General features: G+C 35.1%; 10 protein-coding genes. 4 read left to right on the top strand and 6 right to left on the bottom strand.

Annotated features, from left to right (window positions below; translation table 11 throughout):
* Nucleotides 1-35 precede the first annotated feature (35 nt).
* A complete protein-coding gene (locus tag CELAL_RS12245) occupies nt 36-1,022 on the bottom strand; it encodes a LamG domain-containing protein (RefSeq protein WP_013551224.1) in 987 nt (328 codons plus the stop codon).
* Between the two features lie 372 nt (nt 1,023-1,394).
* Here CELAL_RS12245 and CELAL_RS12240 point away from each other — a divergent pair, with 372 nt between their 5' ends.
* The 3 genes from CELAL_RS12240 to CELAL_RS12230 all read left to right on the top strand — a co-directional run bounded on the left by CELAL_RS12240 (nt 1,395) and on the right by CELAL_RS12230 (nt 9,722).
* Complete coding sequence (locus CELAL_RS12240) at nt 1,395-4,694, top strand: SusC/RagA family TonB-linked outer membrane protein (RefSeq protein WP_148229674.1); 3,300 nt, start codon at nt 1,395-1,397, stop codon at nt 4,692-4,694.
* A gap of 25 nt (nt 4,695-4,719) precedes the next feature.
* Nucleotides 4,720-6,261, top strand: a complete 1,542-nt coding sequence (locus CELAL_RS12235) for a RagB/SusD family nutrient uptake outer membrane protein (protein ID WP_013551222.1) — start codon at nt 4,720-4,722, stop codon at nt 6,259-6,261.
* 146 nt (nt 6,262-6,407) lie between these two features.
* The gene (locus CELAL_RS12230; protein ID WP_013551221.1) at nt 6,408-9,722 is read left to right on the top strand and encodes a VCBS repeat-containing protein; all 3,315 of its coding nucleotides are present in this window, start codon (nt 6,408-6,410) and stop codon (nt 9,720-9,722) included.
* A 6-nt stretch (nt 9,723-9,728) separates the two neighbouring features.
* Here the strand turns inward: CELAL_RS12230 and CELAL_RS12225 are convergent, their stop codons facing one another.
* Genes CELAL_RS12225 through CELAL_RS12205 form a run of 5 tightly spaced genes read right to left on the bottom strand, consistent with a single transcriptional unit; the run spans nt 9,729 to nt 18,573 of the window.
* Nucleotides 9,729-11,219 (bottom strand): alpha-L-fucosidase, encoded by a 1,491-nt coding sequence (locus tag CELAL_RS12225; protein WP_013551220.1) that lies wholly within the window; start codon nt 11,217-11,219, stop codon nt 9,729-9,731.
* A 25-nt stretch (nt 11,220-11,244) separates the two neighbouring features.
* A complete protein-coding gene (locus CELAL_RS12220) occupies nt 11,245-12,636 on the bottom strand; it encodes a DUF2231 domain-containing protein (protein ID WP_013551219.1) in 1,392 nt (463 codons plus the stop codon).
* Between the two features lie 21 nt (nt 12,637-12,657).
* Nucleotides 12,658-13,764, bottom strand: a complete 1,107-nt coding sequence (locus tag CELAL_RS12215) for a twin-arginine translocation signal domain-containing protein (RefSeq protein WP_013551218.1) — start codon at nt 13,762-13,764, stop codon at nt 12,658-12,660.
* Between the two features lie 12 nt (nt 13,765-13,776).
* Nucleotides 13,777-15,291 (bottom strand): DUF1501 domain-containing protein, encoded by a 1,515-nt coding sequence (locus CELAL_RS12210; RefSeq protein ID WP_013551217.1) that lies wholly within the window; start codon nt 15,289-15,291, stop codon nt 13,777-13,779.
* A gap of 27 nt (nt 15,292-15,318) precedes the next feature.
* Nucleotides 15,319-18,573: a DUF1553 domain-containing protein gene (locus CELAL_RS12205; RefSeq protein WP_013551216.1), complete on the bottom strand. Its 3,255-nt coding sequence runs from the start codon at nt 18,571-18,573 to the stop codon at nt 15,319-15,321.
* A gap of 214 nt (nt 18,574-18,787) precedes the next feature.
* Here CELAL_RS12205 and CELAL_RS12200 point away from each other — a divergent pair, with 214 nt between their 5' ends.
* Complete coding sequence (locus CELAL_RS12200; RefSeq protein WP_041558127.1) at nt 18,788-19,657, top strand: AraC family transcriptional regulator; 870 nt, start codon at nt 18,788-18,790, stop codon at nt 19,655-19,657.
* Nucleotides 19,658-19,665: the final 8 nt, after the last annotated feature.

Genomic DNA, 19,665 nt, shown 5'->3' with positions numbered 1-19,665 from the left:
TCATACGTTTTATAACATTTATTATCTCAATTCCTTTAATTAGCCGGGACTGGTTTAAAAATACGGATCCAGTCTACCTTAAAAGTGTTATTCTCTTTGTTCTCTAGTTCCTTATCAGAAGGCGTAACATTGTTATCAGAACGCCAAGTTTGATCTTCTGCATTGATAATAATATCCATAGGCTTGTATAAGCCCTTACCTTCCGCAAAGTTATTAGGATCAATCATTTCCGTACCAGAAGTTGTTCGTGCCAATTTACCATCTATATAGTATTCTAAATGAAACGGATCTTTCCAATACACTCCAACAGTATGATAATCTTCTCTCCATAAGGTACCATCACGATACCAACTACCAGCATCTGTAGGTTGGTAATCCTGAAAAGGATCTCTAATAAACATATGATGACTTATATGAATACGTTCTGCATACCACGTTTGATCACTATCGGCTAATTCTGAATAGCTAGCTCCATAAGCTTCTACAATATCTATTTCTTGTGTATCATCGGAACTCAATAACCAAACATCTGAAGCTAGCGTCGTATTGGCTATTTTAACATTTGCTTCGATATAAACAGGATATACTACCTGTTCTTTAGAAGTGATACAGCCTAAATTTATTTTATTAGAACCCTCAGCTCTATTGGCTATCATTTGCAAATTACCATCAACCACTAAAGAATGATCTCTCCTCCACTCCGTTAAACCTGGTCCAGCCCATAGATTATGATAAAAATCTGTCCATTTTTTATCAAATTTAGCACCTTTAGCATCGGCAGGGGCATCGTAATCAAAATCATCTGAAAGCTCTTGAAATTCCCATACATTGCCTGCACCTGCATCTGCTGGCACGGGAATAGTTTTCCAATCTTTTACAACTTCTTCCTCAACCTCCTCTTCTGGGGTGATTACTTCTCCTTGATTATCTTCCTCACTTGTTGGTTTTTCATCGGTACTACTTTTACTACAAGACGCAATCTGAAAAATTAGGATTAGCGCTATCAATTTGAGTTTTATCATAATTCTAAGTAATTTTTTATTTTCTCAAATTTGATGAAAAATTTTAATTATTATTTAATATTAAACTTGATATAAAATAGACAAACATCAAGTTATTCTAAGTTGAAAGAACAAAACACATGCTGCCTAAACAACTATTAAAAATAATAAAAAGACAAAGTTCAAAATAAACTTAAAAACAGATATCATAATTATTAAACAGATACAATATTAGATTATAAATAAAGCGGGCCTAAATTTGAAGAGTTTAAGTAATTTAACATTTATTTTAGAAAAACACATTTGTTACCTTTTAAAAAACATTTGTTTTCATTCAAATAGTAGAATTATTAAATATTTGTTAAACTAAACTTAATATAAGAATTCACGACTATGAAAATCAACACTTTATTTAAATGGAAATTTAAAATCCTCCTAATGGCATTGGTGTCATTCTTAGGAACAGGTTTTGCACAAGCTCAATCTACAATTACAGGAACCGTTACATCCGAAGACGGACCGTTACCTGGAGTTAGTGTGGTTGTAAAAGGATCTACCACAGGAACGGTTACCGACTTTGATGGCAATTACAGCATTAGCGCAAAAGAGAACGATGTTTTAATATATACGTACATTGGCTTTGCTAAAAAAGAAGTGAATGTTAGCGGAAGAACAAGTATTACTATTAGTCTAGTAGAAGATGTTGCTGCTTTAGACGAAATTGTTGTAATTGGTTATGGTACCGCAAAAAGAAAAGAACTTACGGGCTCTATTGCATCTATAAAAGGAGAAGATTTAGATAAAGTTAAGCCTGTTAGTTTTGAGGGCGGTTTAGCCGCTAGAGCTGCCGGAGTTCAGGTGGTACAATCTGGTGGAGAACCAGGCTCTGGATTTAATATAAGAGTAAGAGGGGGAAGCTCTATTACCGCTAGTAATGATCCTCTTTATGTGATTGATGGTTTTGCCATTGCTGGAGATGCCAACAATACATCAGTAGGAATTGGAAACTCAAACTCCAGCCCTCTTGCATCAATAGATCCCAGTTCTATAGAATCTATTGAAGTTTTAAAAGATGCATCGGCTACAGCGATATATGGTTCTCGCGGTTCGAACGGAGTTATTATTATAACTACGAAAAAAGGAAAAAAAGGAAGAGCAACATTAAATTTTGAAACTTATACAGGTATTTCTACCCTAGCAAGGCCTTTAGAATTATTAAGTGGTCAGGAATTTGTTGATTTCTGGAATGATTATTTTCCTTACGATTCAGATAACTTAGATGATAACTTCATGAAAGCATACAGAGATGAACAAGGAAACCCTATCAGTTTATCTACTCCCGGAGTAATTGTTACAGATTGGCAAGATGCAATTACAAGAACTGCTGTAACTAAGAATTACAGCTTATCTATGTCTGGTGGGGGAGATAGAAATTCTTATTCTGCATCTTTTTCATACTTAAATCAAGAAGGTATTGTAAAAACTTCAAACTTTGAAAGATATAGTGGTAACTTAAACATCAATCAGAACATCAGTGATAAGCTTAAGGCAGGTATGAACATTAATTTAGGAATTACCAAAAATTCAGGAATTGTATCCGCAGCAAGTGAAAATGGAAACGGACGTAATGGTATTATAACAAGTGCTGTATTATTTAGCCCTGTTCAAGGTATTAGAGCTTACGAAGGAGCAGAATACGATGAAAACGGAAGATTAATTTCTGTAAGAGATGGTGACATCACTAATCCATTAGCCATGTTAGAATATAATACCAATAACAGAAATTCTTTTCAATCTTTTGGTAGTGTATTTTTACAATATAACATTACAGATGATTTAACGTTTAAAACGTCTGTACGAGGTAATATTTCGGCTAGTAAAGGAAATGCTTATTTCTCTGAAAAAATAAGTTGGGGTAGAACCGCAAACGGAAGGGCTTTTCTAAGTACTAATATGGGTACGGGGCTAATTACAGAGCAAAACTTAAATTATTCTAAAATATTTGGCGATCATTCATTTAATGCAACTGCTGTTTATGAGGAGCAACAAAACTCTTTTGAGTTTCTTACCTCTGCCGCAACAGGTTTTGACTTACCTGGTGTCAATGTAGATAATTTGTCATCTGCAACAGAAACGCTTCCAAACAAAACTGGATTTACAAAAACTGCGCTTAAATCATATTTAGGTAGAATTCAATATGGTTACAAAGGGAAATACATTCTTAATGCAAGTGCAAGATATGATGGGTCTTCTCGATTTGCAGAAGGCAAAAAATACGGTTTTTTCCCTTCTGTTGGTTTTGCTTGGGATGTTGCTCAAGAGAATTTTTTAAAAGAAAACAACACCCTTAATTCCTTGAGGTTTAAGGCTAGTTATGGAGAAACAGGAAATACCCAAATTGGCTCCTATAGATCATTTGCACAGGCAGGCGTAGCAAGTTCAATTTTTAGTGGTAATCAAATAGTTACCGGAGCTGCAATTAACCAATTGGCTAATGAAGATTTAACTTGGGAAACAACGCAACAATTTGATCTGGGACTATCATTAAGTGCCTTAAAAAATCGTATTGCTTTTGAAGTAGATTATTATAGAAAGGAAACAAACGATCTCTTACTAGAAGTGCCACTGCCTTCTACTTCAGGTTTCAAAACAGTTTTCAAAAACTTAGGTCAAGTAGAAAATAAAGGTTTAGAATTTTCCTTAACGACCACAAATGTTCAAACTGATAATTTCAAATGGACGAGTAACTTTAATATTAGTTTTAACAAAAACGAGGTACTAGACTTAGGAAAAGCAGAACAGTTTTTTGTCAACGCTCTAGGAGATAATCAAATCCAAAATGATTATATTATAAAAGTAGGAGAATCATTAGGTTCTATGTATGGTCTAGAAGTAGACGGTGTATACAACTATGGCGATTTTGCTGCTTTTGACGGTTTATCTGATGCCCAGGCAGGAGAAAAATTAAGACAAGATGCAGCAGATCAAGAACTAGTATGGTATGATGTTGTTTATGAGTTAAAAGAAGGAACGGTGCTTTCATCTGGACAACCAGACCCAACAAAATACAGACCTGGTATGCCTAAATTTGCAGATCAAATAACGGTAGATACAGATGGGGACGGTGTCCCAGACGCTGCTGATGGAATTGTAAATTCTGATGATAGAAAAATAATTGGTAATGCATTGCCTAAACATTTTGGAGGTTTTACAAATAATATCACCTACAAAAATTTTGACCTTTCGGTGCTAACACAATGGTCTTATGGGAATGACATCTATAACAAAAGTTTAAATAAAGGAACAGCACAAGCCATTCCTTTTTTTAATAAATATTCTAGAGTTTCCAACAGATGGACTCCAGAAACACCTAACACCATAGAACCTTCTATTTGGGGCGATGGCGATGCTGGTATAAATGGTACTGCCTATTCTAACTTAATTCAAGATGGTTCTTACTTTAGGTTAAGCAATATAACGCTTGGTTATGAACTTCCGAATGATTTAAAAAGTAAGCTAGGAATAAGATCTTTGCGTGTTTATGGTGCTGTAGATAACGTGTATGTATGGAGTGATTATAATGGGTATGATCCAGATGTCAGTGTGGGCTCAAATCAGCTTACACCTGGTTTAGATGCCGATTCTTATCCAAGACCCAGAACATTTAGATTAGGACTCAATATAGGATTCTAAAAACATAACCAAAAAAATGAAAAAAATGAAAAAATATAAACTAGTACACCTATCAATCATAGCAAGTTTAGTGCTATCATTGGCGTCATGTGATGATGATATATTAAACGAAGAACCAACTCAATTCCTAACACCCGATGCATTGTTGGTTGACAAAAAAGGAGCCGAAACTTATTTAATTGGAGCTTATGATGCTGTGCAACACACAGTTTCTTCTGGAGGTCAAGGTAAAGAAGGATGGGCTGTACAGTGGGGTACAGTTGCTGCAGATGAAGTAACTTCCCCACCCTGGGCTGGAGATCGTAAATTTATTTACTTACATCAAGTAACCCCTTCCAACTCACTTATACGTAAAATTTGGGAAGACCTATTTGTCTCTCTAAATAGAATAAATAGTGTTATTGATAGAGTTGGTGCAATGACAGAAGATCAAATTAATTCTGAGGATAAAAATAAATTTGTTGCAGAAGCTAAATACCTTAGAACAATGGTTAATTTTTCTTTAGTATCTACTTGGGAAAACATCCCTCTAATGACTAGTGAGACAAAAGATTTAGACGCTTTAGAAGTTTCTCAAGCCACACCTGAGGCAGTCTATGATTTTATGATCAAAGATTTACAAGAAGCTGCAGCAATCTTACCAGATGAACAAGGCGGAGGAAGAGCTACAAAAGGAGCTGCTCTGGCATTGTTAGGAAAATTATACCTTCAAATGACAGGTTTCCCTCTTAACCAAACAGATAAGTTTGCAAATACCGAAACAGTACTTAAGCAAGTTATGGATAGTGGTACTTATGATTTACTAGACAATTATAAAGATGTTTTTGATTTAAATCATGAACAAAGTAATGAAATGGTTTACGCTATTAGCATGGACGGACCTTCTTTAAATGAAGGTGGTATCTTAAGTACTTTTTATGGCCCTAATGGACAAGTAACCAATGGCGGTGGCTGGGGAACAGTCTATATAAATCATAGCCACGAAGAATCTTATGATAGAGAAGACGCAAGATTATTTAATAATGTGGCAAAACATCAAGCAAATGAATCTACTCCTGAAGAAGGCGCTACAGATATTACGACACATACCGTAAATAAAAACAATTGGAGAGGCTGGAAATGGCATGCTGAAAAGCCTAACAACTATCCTAATGATACTCCTTTTGATAATCCTTACATTCGCTACGCAGACGTATTATTAATGTATGCAGAAGCAAGAAATGGTCAAGGAACATTAACTCAAGCAGATTTAGATATGACCATCAATAGGTTAAGAGCTAGGGCTAGAATGAGTGAAACGGCCTTGCCCAATATGATTCTTTCAAATCAGGCAGATAACGCCTCAGAACTCCTTTCAGAACGAAGAAAAGAATTATGCTTTGAAGGATGGAGGCGTAATGACTTAACACGATTTGGTGTGTATAAAGAAGCAATCTCTGGAATAACACAAGGAGGACCTAATGCTGGTGATCCAGGACCTGAATTTCAAGACTATGAAATTAGATGGCCAATACCACAATCTGAATTGGATATAAATCCTAACCTCATCCAAAACGAGGGATATTAAGAGTATTTTGAATTAATTTAAAAGGGCTTATTTGGTAAAAAACAAATAAGCCTTTTTAAATTGTACTATAGACAGGCCCCTTTGGTTCTAGAGTCCTAACTAAATACGAGCAAAAAATCTTACGTACTTATATTATTCTTCATCATATGAAATCTTTACTTAAAATAATAACTGTTTGCTGTCTTTTACTTAGTTGTACTAATTCAAAAAAAGAAAAAAAAGAACCGAATAACACTCCAGAAGAAAAGGGTAAATTATTTACGCTGATAGACCAAAAACAAACAAACATCACTTTCAATAATCACATAGAGGAAAACTTCAATAACTTCTTTGCTGTTTTTAACTATGTATACAATGGTGCAGGAGTTGCTATTGGTGATATTAATAATGATGGCTTATCTGATATTTATTTTGTAGGCAATGAGGTGCCCAATAAATTGTATCTAAATAAAGGAAATCTTGTTTTTGAAGATATTACAAATAAAGCAAATGTAGCTGGTGGTAAAGGCTGGCATAATGGTGTTGTCATGGCCGATATTAATGGAGACGGATTACAAGATATTTACATCTGCCGAGGCGGTCATATTGATACTGAAAATGACAGAAAAAATTTACTGTATATTAATCAAGGTGATTCTACATTTAAAGAAGAGGCCAAAAAATATGGTCTAGATGATTCTGGCTATTCTTTAATGGCCTCTTTTTTTGATTTAGATAATGATAATGATCTAGATCTATATTTAACCAATAGACCTAATAAATTTTTTATGGGCTATGAACAAGTATTACAAGGCAAGGCAAAAGAAGAAGATATGTTCCGAGATAAACTATTTATAAATGAAAACGGCACGTTTAAAGAGCTTGGCAAAACTTCTGGAATAAAAAATAATTATGGGTATGGTTTAGGTTTAGCCACAGCAGATTTTAATAGTGATGGTTATACGGATATCATGGTTGCTAATGATTACTTAGAACGTGATTATTTATACATCAACCAAAAAAACAAAACTTTTGAAGATCAAATAGAAAAACGATTTAATCACATCCCATTTTATGCTATGGGTATAGATGTCGTTGACTTTAACAATGATGGTTTTGAAGATATCATACAATTAGAAATGCTTCCTGAGGATTATGAACGCTCTAAAACCACAATGGCTTCTATGAACATTAAACTGTTTAAAGATTTGACCAACAATGGTTTTCATTACCAATACATGCACAATCAACTACAGTTAAATCGTGGTAACGGAATTTACAGTGATATTGCTCAATATTCTGGAATCTCGAAAACAGACTGGAGTTGGTCATGTTTAGGAAGTGATTTTGACAATGATGGGTACAGAGATTTATACATCACCAATGGCTTTAAACGTGATATTTGGGATAAAGATGCAAATGCGAAATTTTCAGCCTATATGCGAAGCGCAACAGCTAGAACAAGCACAAATGAAGAGAATGCGCAATATATTATTAATCTATTCAAAGAAAACAAAATTTCTAATTACAGCTACAAAAATAATGGAGATCTCACCTTTACTAAAAAAACAGAAGATTGGGGTATGCAAATCCCTAGCTTCTCTAATGGTGCTGCTGTTGCAGATCTAGATAATGATGGTGATTTAGATCTGATTGTAAATAATATTGACGACCCAGCATTCATCTATCAAAATAATGCAGAAAAAATTGGCAATAATTATATAAAAATAAAATTAGAAGGACCAAAGAACAATACCACAGGTTTAGGTGCCAAAATAACCATTAGACACAATAATAAGAAACAGTTTTATGAGTTTAAAACGGTAAGAGGTTATTTATCTTCTGTAGAACCAATTACACATTTTGGACTTGGCAAAGATAGTAATATTAGTAGTCTTGAAGTAGCATGGGCTGATGGCAAATATAGTACTCTTACCAATGTAAAGGCCAACCAACAAGTGACAATTAATTATAAGTCTGCAATTACAATTGAAAAAAACGTAAAAATAACCAACCCTATTTTCAAAGACATAACTACACATATAAAAGCTAATTATAAACATGAAGAAAACATCTTTGATGATTTTAAATCGCAGCTACTATTACCCCATAAATTATCACAAAATGGTCCTTGTTTAGCCATTGCAGATATTAACAATGATGGTTTAGATGATTTTTACGTTGGCGGTGCCTCAGGACAATCTGGTGCTATTTATACACAATTAACTACTAATAGGTTTGAAAAATTAAATACTAAAATTTTTAATGACGCAAAGAATTCTGAAGATGTGGGTGCCCACTTTTTTGATGCTGACTCTGATGGTGATCTTGATTTATACGTGGTAAGTGGTGGCAATGAATTTAATGCAAGTAACCCTACTTATAAAGATAGGTTGTATTTAAATATAGGCGACGGCAACTATAAATTATCTCCCAATTTACCTTCTAATTCTGATAGTGGTTCTTGTGTAATTTCACATGATTTTGATAGCGATGGTGATTTAGATTTGTTTGTGGGTGGCAGACTCGTGCCTAATAAATATCCAAGTGCACCAAAAAGCTATTTACTAAAAAACACCAATGGTATCTTTACAGATGTCACTAAAACATTGGCCCCAGAATTAGCCACTATAGGAATGGTAACTTCCGCCGTTTGGGTCGATATTGACAACGATGAGATAAAAGAATTGGTGCTTGTTGGCGAATGGATGCCAATTTCAATATTTAAAAAGGAGGGCGATAAATTTGTAAATATAACTTCTAGATTACAATTAGAACATACCGTTGGTTGGTGGAATAAAATTGTAGCCAAAGATATAGATAAAGATGGCGATATAGATTTTGTACTAGGTAATCTTGGCCTAAATTATAAGTTTAAAGCTACTAAAAAATCACCATTCATAATTTATGCTGATGATTTTGATGCCAATGGCACTAATGATATATTTCTAACGCAGCATTACAAAAACAGGCAGGTACCTGTACGTGGCAAACAATGTGCTTCGGAACAGTTGCCGCAAATTGGACAAAAATTTAAAACCTATCAAGAGTTTGCTAAAGCAGCTATAAAAGACATAATCCCGAATGTATCTAAGGCTTTAATGTATGAAGCTCAAATGTTTGAAAGTATTATTTTAACGAATGATAATGGAGTTTTCAAAATTAAAAAATTACCCATGGAAGCTCAATTTTCAGTTATCAATGGCATTGTCATAGATGATTTTAATAATGATACTATCCTTGATATTTTAATCGCAGGAAATAAATTTGAGGTTGAAGTAGAAACCACAAGAGCAGATGCATCAATTGGGCTGTTATTTCTAGGAAAAACAAATGGAGATTACAAGCCTGTTAACCATCTAGAGAGTGGCATTTTATTACCCGACAATGTAAAAGATATCCAAAAAATAAGAATTGGAAATACGGTAGGTATTTTAACCGCAATAAATAATCAAGAACTGCGATTACTGCAAATGAAATAAAAGGTATTAGTAAAACTTAATCTTATAGGTAAATGCGTAATCACCAATTTTAGCATCGGAAGGTTGAATAATTAGTTCGGTAGCATGTTGCTCCCAAGAGATTTTTTCAGGATTCCCTAAGAGTTGGATACTTTTTATTTTACGGTGCTGTTTACCCATAGCCCTTATATGTATTTCTTCTTGCGGCCAATCTAGAACCGTTGCGTAGAGAATGTCACCCTTAGTAGTAAACCGAATATCGTCTGCTGTATTATCTGGATTTTTGTGCTCACTTAAATGCCCTTCTACAACTTCTGCAGGGCCTTCTCCATAAATTTTCCATGGCCTAGTTCCGTAAATAGCTTCGCCATTTATGGCTAACCAATCTCCCATTTGCAACAAGCGTTCTTGTACTTGATTAGGTATTTCTCCCCCCGCCGTAGGGGTTATATTCAATAGCACTGCCCCATTTTTACTGACCACATCTACTAAAAAATCTATAAGTCTGTTGGTAGATTTGTATTCTGGGTTTTGAATATTGCTCCACGCTTTCCAGTCAATAGAATCATCTGTAAGCCAAGTAAACTCTTTTTTTTCGCTCATCCTAGAACGCTCTAGATCTAAAACTGCAGAACCTACCGCCAAATCTTCAAATTTGTACGTAACCACAACTTCTTTTCCTTTCTCAAGACCGCGATTGTAAAAATCTGCTAAAAATTGCTTTCTATATTTTTCTCCTATGATATCCATTTTATTGTAAAACCATACAATATCTGGATCATATTTAGTTGTCAATTCAGTAAGCCTATCTAACCATTCTTGATTGAACGCCGCATCTGGCAATGGATTTGTGGGTTTATTAGCCATCACAAAAGTACCTTCTGGTACTTTTGGACCATATAGCCCTTCGTAAAGTGGATTTGATGCATCTGTATTTTCATCCCATGTTGGGTACCATGCATATAACCAATGCCGATGATACGTGGTGATAAATTTAAGTCCGCGAGATTTTATTGCCTTTTCCATGGCACCAACGACATCTATTTTTGGCCCCATATCTTTGGCGTCCCATTGGGTTATTTTACTATCCCACATGGCAAAACCATCGGCATGTTCGGCAATTGGACCTGCAAACTGTGCCCCCGCCTTTACAAACAAATCTGCCCAAACCTCAGCATCAAATTTTTCTGCTTTGAACATCGGAATAAAATCTTTATACCCAAAAGTATCTAGTGCCCCATACGTTTCTTTGTGATGTTTGTTGATAAGATGCCCATCAACATACATCCAACGAGAGTACCATTCATTTTCATACGCAGGAACGGAATAAGGGCCCCAGTGAAAATAAATTCCGAATTTTAAATCTTTATACCATTCCGGAACTTCATACTGCTGCAAAGATTCCCAATCCGCGGTATATTTCTCCGTACTAATTTCTGTATCAACCATCGTTTTTTGTGAGGTACAACTGATGGCGATTAATGCGATAATACTACTGAATATAATACCTTTCTTCATGGGCTTCACTACTTTCTATAAAAGTTTACTCAATTATAATCTTAGGAAAATCATCTATTGATTGGTTCTCCAGGTCCTCTTTTTTAATATTTGTTTTCCAAACATAGGCATATTTAAGATTCTTCATTTCAGAAAAAGCAGGGATACTCTTAGAAGATATTTTGGTTCCAAATAAATTAACACTAGTCAAATTCTCTAATTTTATCAGTCGTGTTACCGCATCATCAGACAATGGATTATTATTTAATTTCAGTTTTTGAATATTTGGAAATTGAGCAATCAAGGCTATATGTTCATCTCCTATCTGATTGTCTTCTAAAGATAACCAAAGGATGTTTTCTTTTATCGAAAGTAATTTTTCTAATTTTTCAGACATACGCTTTGATGTGCCATTTGCATTAGAATTTGGCGCTAATACAGCTTCATATAAACCAGATTCAAATGCGAGTTCTCTAAGTCTAAACCCTTCTGCTTGCAACCCAATTATGGCATCATCAGCCACTAAAGCTACTTTAGGTATTTCTATTTCACCACCTTCAGAAGAAGTGCTAGTCAAGCCCAACATTGTACTTGCTATTCCCGTAATCGTTTCATTGGTCTCTACTGTGGCTACTTTGGTACTGAAACCCGCTTTAGCATTTTCTATCCAATACGTCAAAATTGCTATTTCCGCTTCCGTTAATGGCGTTTTACCTTCAGGAGGCATAAAATTATCATCATGCGGATCTAACAATACTCTTTTAAGTATTTCAGAATTAGTGGCATTACCAGGAATTAGTATTTCTCCGTTTTTACCCCCAGCTAAAATTGACACGCTGTCTGCAATGGAGAGTCCACCCTTTTTCTTACTAGAATTATGACAGCTAGCACATTTATTTTGTAAAATAGGCTCCACAAGATGGCCAAAAACCTCAGCGTCTTCTACCTTAGTTACCGCAACAAGTTCTTTTTTCTCATCGCCACCAAAAGGCATATATTTCACCAAATAATCACTACCGTGGGTAAGGTTACCGCCATAATGCCCCGTAACACTTAAAAGAATAACTAGCAATGTGAGTGCCGCTATATTAGGTTGAAGCTTGTTTAAGCTTGCTATCTTAATTTTTTCAATTCTGATAAACCAAGCTAAAAATGCAATGGCCGTAGTAGCCATACCAAACCAAAAGTGGGTATCTAGAGCACCCTCTTCATAATCGCCACTTAAAGACAACATATACCCCAAAATACAGGCCACGGTGCCACTAAGTGCTCCTAAAAACAAGGCTAAAGGAATCCCCGAAGTAAGTACAGGGTTCTTTTTCCACCGACTAAAGACTTCTAAAAAAAAGGCGAAAAACAAAAAGCCAATAGGCAAATGCACTACAAGCGGATGAAACCTACCTAAAAACAATACAATATCTGGAACACTGTTCTCCATAACACTAACTTCTTAATACTTTTAAACGCGTTCTAATTTGATCGGTGCTGTTTTATTGGCATTCCACTGGCAGATATATAAATTTTTATCCTCATCTACACAAACATCATGACCATGTAAAATGGGCTTGTTTTCTAATTGATATGATTTCTGAAGTGTTCCTTTTTTATAGTCTGGTGCTGTCCCTCCCGGATTGGAAACAACCGTATCACCTTCTAGAATGGTAACAAAACCGGTATGGTCTTTCCAGTTTGTTTTCCCTTCTTTTGGCTGAGACCAACACACACCTGAGTATAAATTAACATCATCAAAAACAGGTCTACACACTTGCATGTTTGGTAAGAATAAGGTCTTAACATAGATACCGTCTAAAGTAAACCACTTAAAAGATTGCTCATTTCTTGAAGTACATACTACCAAGGGGTTATTTTTATCTCTATAATCTATGGCTACACCATGTGCATTCTGCAAATTATAATTAACATCTTCATTGTCATGACCACCCCATTTACGTATAAACTCACCTTTATATGAATATTGTAAAATAAAATCTTGACCATAGCCATCTGCCACATAGATATCTCCATTAGGTCCTATAGCAACTTCTGTAGGACAAAAATTTAATCCTGATTCATACACTCCTATTGTTTGTGGGTGTCCAATATCAAAAAGAACCTTTCCATCTGTAGTCGTTTTAGAAATTCTTCCATTATGCTTAATCCACTGCCCTGTTTTATTTAAATACCATCCAGAATCTGCAAGAAACAAAAAGTCTTCCCCACCTTCATTAGAAATAGTTAATCCATGCCCTCCTGGATATGCGGTTCCCCAATAATCTAAGAGCTTACCTGACTTATCAAAAATCAGAACATTATTTTGAGGGTGATCCCCGATCATAATTAATAGCCCTTTACTATCCATTTGCATTTCATGGCAGTTAAGTAAAGGTGTTCTTACTGAACTTATTTGTGCCCAATCATTATGCACTTTATATTGGTAATCGCCATGACCTAAAATAGTTTCTTCTGGCTTATTATTTTTTAATATGGTAAATCCGAATGACGGTACAGCCGCTAATGCTGCCGTTGCCGCTGTGGTTTTTTTTATGAAATTTCTTCTGGTTGACATGTAAATGGTTTTTTAGGTAAGTAAACTTTTAACTACATTTCCGTGCACATCTGTTAGACGATAACGTCTTCCTTGATGCTTGAAGGTTAAACGTTCATGATCTACCCCAAATAAATGAAGTAAGGTTGCATGAAAATCATGTACGTGTACTGGATCTTTAACGACATTGTAACTAAAATCATCTGTCTCGCCATAGCTAAACCCAGGCTTAACACCTGCTCCTGCCATCCACATCGTAAATGCTTTTGGATGATGATCTCTTCCGTAATTTTCTTTGGTTAACTGTCCTTGCGAATATACTGTTCTACCAAACTCACCACCCCAAACCACTAAAGTATCATCTAACATACCTCGTTGTTTTAGATCTTTTATCAAAGCTGCTGTAGGTTGATCTGTTTTTTGTGATTGACTCTTAACACCTCCCGGACAATAGTTATGTTGATCCCATCCTTGGTGGTATAATTGTACAAATTTTACGCCTTTTTCTAATAGCTTTCTAGCCATTAAACAATTGGCTGCATAAGTTCCTGGATCCCTACTATCTTTACCGTACATCTCAAAAGTACTGTCTGACTCATCTGATAAGTCTGAAACTTCAGGTACTGAAGTTTGCATTTTAAAGGCCATTTCATATTGCGACATTCTAGCCTGAATTTCAGGATCTCCATAGGCATCTTTTTGTAAATCATTCAAGTCACCTAGATAATCTAACATATCTCTACGATCCTGGCCATCATAATTTTCAGGATCACTTAAATACAATACTGGATCTTTACCTGATCTAAATTGTACTCCTTGATGTTCTGTGGGTAAAAAACCATTACCCCATAGACTAGCTTTTAAAGGTTGCCCTTTTCCATTTTTAGAAACCAGCGTAATAAATGTAGGTAAGTTTTCATTGTCCGAACCCAATCCATAACTCAACCAAGAACCAATAGAAGGTCTTCCTGGCAACTGATTACCCGTTTGCATAAAGGTAATAGCCGGAGTATGGTTTATTTGATCTGTTTGCATTCCTTTAATAAAACACAAATCATCTACCACTTCTGATAAATAAGGCATAGCATCACTCACCCAAGCCCTAGATTCTCCATATTGCTTAAAATTAAATGTAGAGGGCGCTATAGGCAAGGTACTTTGGTTCCCACTCATCCCTGTTAATCTTTGACCACTCATAACCGAATCTGGTAATTCTTTTCCAAACATGTCCGTCAATTTTGGCTTGTAATCAAACAAATCCATCTGTGAAGGGCCACCACTTTGAAATAAATAAATAATTCTCTTTGCTTTAGGCAAATGGTGCGGTAATCCCAATCTATTTTTATTATAGGATTTCAAAATATCCTCTGGAGAGCTATCTTTTCCGATACCCGCGAACATTTTATCGGCTCCTAAAAGACTCCCTAATGCCAAAGCACCAAGTCCTAAAGACGTTTTCTTTAAAAATGCTCTACGGTCTACTTGTTTTTCTATTTCTTGTAAATCTTTATTATCTGACCCTAATTTATGGTGATGATTAGTACACATAGTTTTTGATAGTATAAGGTTTATAATTTATCTTTTTGTAATTGTAGCATCCGCATTCATTATCGTACTTGCGACTACGGCATTTGCTGCTATTAAGGCTTTGTTATCGGTTTCAGTTAATTTAAATGCACCTGAATTTAACCATCCTACCGTTTTAGATAAGTTAGTAGTAAACTTCTCATATTCAGATTTTTGTAATTTCCTTAATAAGCTTAATTCCTTATTCGTTGCACTTCTACCTGTTAATTTTATAAAAGCTAATCTAATTCCTGAATCAATATCTTTTTCCTCTGCCATTAGCTTACCTAGGACTCTTGAAGCCTCTATATAGGTAGGGTCATTAAGAATTACCAAAGCTTGTAACGGTGTATTCGTTTTCTGCCTCCTAGAAGAACACAAGTCTCTTGTTGGAGCATCAAAAGTGGCTATAGTAGGATTCGGAATTGTTCTTTTCCAAATGGTATACATACTCCTTCTATACAAGCCTTCTACACCATCTTGCACATAAGTATCTCCATTTACCTCCCATAAACCTTCTGGCTGGTATGGCTTAACACTCTCTCCTCCTATTTTTTCATTTAATAATCCAGAAGCATATAGGGCATTATCACGAAGCATTTCACCAGAAAGTCTTGTTGATGGGCCACGAGAGAGCCATTTATTATCTCCATCGGCAGCTAAAACTTCTTCACTAATAACAGAACTTTGCTGATAGGTATGAGACATCATTATAGTTTTAAGCAACGCTTTAACATCCCAACCAGAGTCTACAAAACGAATTGCCAACCAATCTAACAATTTAGGATGCGTAGGCAAATTACCTTGATTTCCAAAATCTTCTGAACTAACCACAAGACCATTTCCAAAGAGATTTTGCCAATACCTATTTACGGTAACTCTAGCCGTTAGCGGATTGTCTTTATCGGTAATCCAATGAGCCAAGCCTAGCCTATTCTTAGGCCATTCTTTTTTCCAAGCAAAAATATCTTCTGGCACATTAGGAAAAACAGAATCTGTAGGTGAGTCATAGTTTCCACGATCTAAAATATAAGACTGCCTGTTATGTTTACTCTCCTTCATGACCATAATCTGCTTGATCCCTTCTGTGCTATCTACCAAAGCCTCTCTTTTATGTTCTATGTCTTTTAAGACTGATACATATTCCTGAGATTTTGTATTTAAAAAATACTGGGTTAATTGTTGCTTTTCTAGCGCACTTAAACTAGAATATGGTTTTTTCTGTAGTTTTTTTAATTTATCTGAGGTGCTAATTTGTAAGACCTCAATTGGAGAAATTTCTTTATCAAAAACCAACAAATTATCTACTACAGCACCACCGATACCTTTATCCCTCCAAATAGCTCCAACTCGTAAGCCGGGCTCTAATTTTGGACTTTCTTTTCCATATAGTTGTAAACCATTAAAGACGATATCCTTATAAAGATTATCAAACTTCATCTTGGTTTTCAATTGCTCACCGTCTTGATAAATATGTATCCCATTCGCTTTGCTAGAACCATCATACGTCATGGTTAACTGCACCCACTTTTCTTTAGGTACATCATTTAAAGATTCAATAACAATTGCATTATCTGGATATACATGTGCCAATAAGGCTTCAATCTTATTTTCTTTTATTTTCAAGTGATATCCTCTAAAACTGTGCAGTTCAGAACTATTCATCTTATGAAAAATGACACCATCCGTAATTTTCTCAGGGATAAAAACTTGTATAGAAATACTAAAAGGTTGGTTTCTTTTAAAAATTCCAATTTTGTCTAAGTCCAGCCAAGTATCACCATCCATAGCTAGTCCCTTTCCTGAGATACCTTGCTTGTAAACGGCCTTTTCATTTTCCACAAACTCTTGACGCATTTGAACCTTGTTCTTGCCATTACCACCAATAGCATTTACAAGTCTTTGGTCGTCAAAATTAAATGCCGCTACTAAACCATCTGGCTTCACATTTGTGGCAATATTTTTATAAGAACCATTGGCCAGCCATTGCGCTGCTTTTTGGCTTTCTGTTGTAATTGTTTTTGTTAGTTTTTTCTCACTAGTTTTTACAATTTCATCTAAATACGCAAGGACGCCTTCTTGCTCCTTAGTAGGCAACATCATAGCTGGCACCGGAGTGGCCAAATCCCAAGGTATTAGCCCTGTTTCATCTATGTTATTAAAGAAACTGTACATCTCATAATAATTTTTTTGAGATATAGGATCATACTTATGGTCATGACATTTTGCACAAGCATAGGACAAGCCTAGCATACCTTGACTCACCGTAGCTGTTCTATCGGCCACATATTCAGATCTAAACTCCTCATCGATAATACCTCCTTCTAAATTCTGGGGATGTAACCGATTAAAAGTGGTCGCTAATTTTTGATCTCGGGTCGCATTTTCAAATAAATCTCCAGCCAATTGCCAGGTCATAAAATCATCATAAGGCATATTCTTATTAAAAGAATTAATCACCCAATCTCTCCAAGGAGACGTGTCTCTATATTTGTCATTACTATACCCGTGGGTGTCTGCATACCTGGATACATCCATCCAATCTAAGGTCATTTGCTCTCCAAAATGTTTTGAAGCTAAAAGCCTGTCTAATTGTTTTTCAAAAGCATTAGAAGAGGTATCGTTTAAAAAATTATTTATTTCTTCTGTAGTAGGTGGTAATCCTGTTAAATCAAATGAAGCTCTACGCAATAAAACTTCTTTGTCTGCTTTTTTGGAAGGCACCAAGTTTACTTCCTTTAATTTAGCCAAAACAAAATTATCTATCTCATTACCTACTAATTCTTTATGATCAACTTTAGGAATTTCATATTTCTCTGGCTTTAGGAAAGCCCAATGCTCTTTATATTCAGCTCCGCCCTCTATCCATTTTATCAATACTGCTTTCTCATAATCTGTAAGTGTTAAATGAGAACTTGGTGCTGGCATAATTAAATCTGGATCACTAGACATAATCCGATGAAAAAATTCACTTTTCTTTAAATTACCAGGTGTTATTGCAAATTTACCGGGGCTTTCACTTAATTCTCCATAAGCGAACTCCGCTTCATGCAACTGCAAGCCTCCTTTTATGTTTCCTTTATCTGGTCCGTGACACAAATAGCACTTATCCGATAATATAGGCTTCACATGCTGGTTAAAATCGACTTTCTCAGGTAGCTTTTCATATTCTAACGAGACCATCTCAGGAAGCTCAGGACCACCACAGGATACCAAGAAAGCTATCAAGATTCCAAAAAATATATAATTGCTAATTTTCATCATAAAAATTTATAAAATAAGTAACTCACCAAAAATAGAATTTAAAAGAAACATACGATTGAACAAAACAGTTCATAAAATGCACATTTCCGACATGTTCATTTTTTGTCTAGTGTATTTCAGCTCATATTTTCTTAATTTAGCAGGACTAACGCAGTTGCATGTAATTAGAAAAGATGACATATTCAGTTCTAATAGCGCAAAAAACAGATTTAAAATGATCGAAATTCTACAATCCCTACGTTTAACCTTATTAAATATTGGCTATGCTAAACTTGATAGCTCCTGGAATTTTGACAATGTCATTAGTCCTTTTACCCGCATGTATTATATCACTAAAGGAAGCGCTAAAGTGTATCACAATAATCAAACTTTTACCTTAAAACCGGGCTTTATGTACATTGTTCCTAGCTATGCTTATGCTAGATATTCTTGCGAAGAGTACCATGAACAATATTATATAAGCTTTCTAGAAGAAGTAAACAATGGCGTATCTATCTATAGTCTAAAAGATTTTGTTTACGAAATAGAAGCAACACCTCATATGCTAACTTACTTTGAACGGCTAACGGAGTTGAATAATAAGCGTGAAATAAAAAATAGTGATCCAAAAACGTATGACAATAAACCCACACTATTAGATTTCATAAAGCAAAATGAAAGTTTAAATACTAAAGATTTTCTAGAAACACAAGGCCTACTTACCGTGCTATTTTCAAAATTTATTACCAATTACAAAGTACAAAATGAACGAAAGGTGAATAATTTTGGAATGCAAAAAACACTAAATTATATCAACCATAATTTGCATTTACCGATTACTGTTGATGAACTTGCCACCTTTTGTAATTATAGCCCCGATTATTTTTCTAAACAGTTTAAGCAGATCTACAACATTGGTCCTAATAAATTTATTCAGGAAAAAAGAATAGAGCGCTCTCAACTATTGTTACTGACCACTAATGACTCTTTAAAAGAGATTGCTGAAAAAGTGGGGCTAGATAACATCTCCTACTTTTCTAGACTATTTAAAAAGCATACAGGGAAAACACCTGCTTTTTTTAGAAAAGAGCAGGTGCATATCTAATTGTTATA

The sequence above is a fragment of the Cellulophaga algicola DSM 14237 genome, assembly GCF_000186265.1.
Lineage (GTDB): Bacteria > Bacteroidota > Bacteroidia > Flavobacteriales > Flavobacteriaceae > Cellulophaga > Cellulophaga algicola.
The sequence above is the reverse complement of the archived record's forward strand: the minus strand, read 5'-3'. Positions and strand labels throughout refer to the sequence as shown.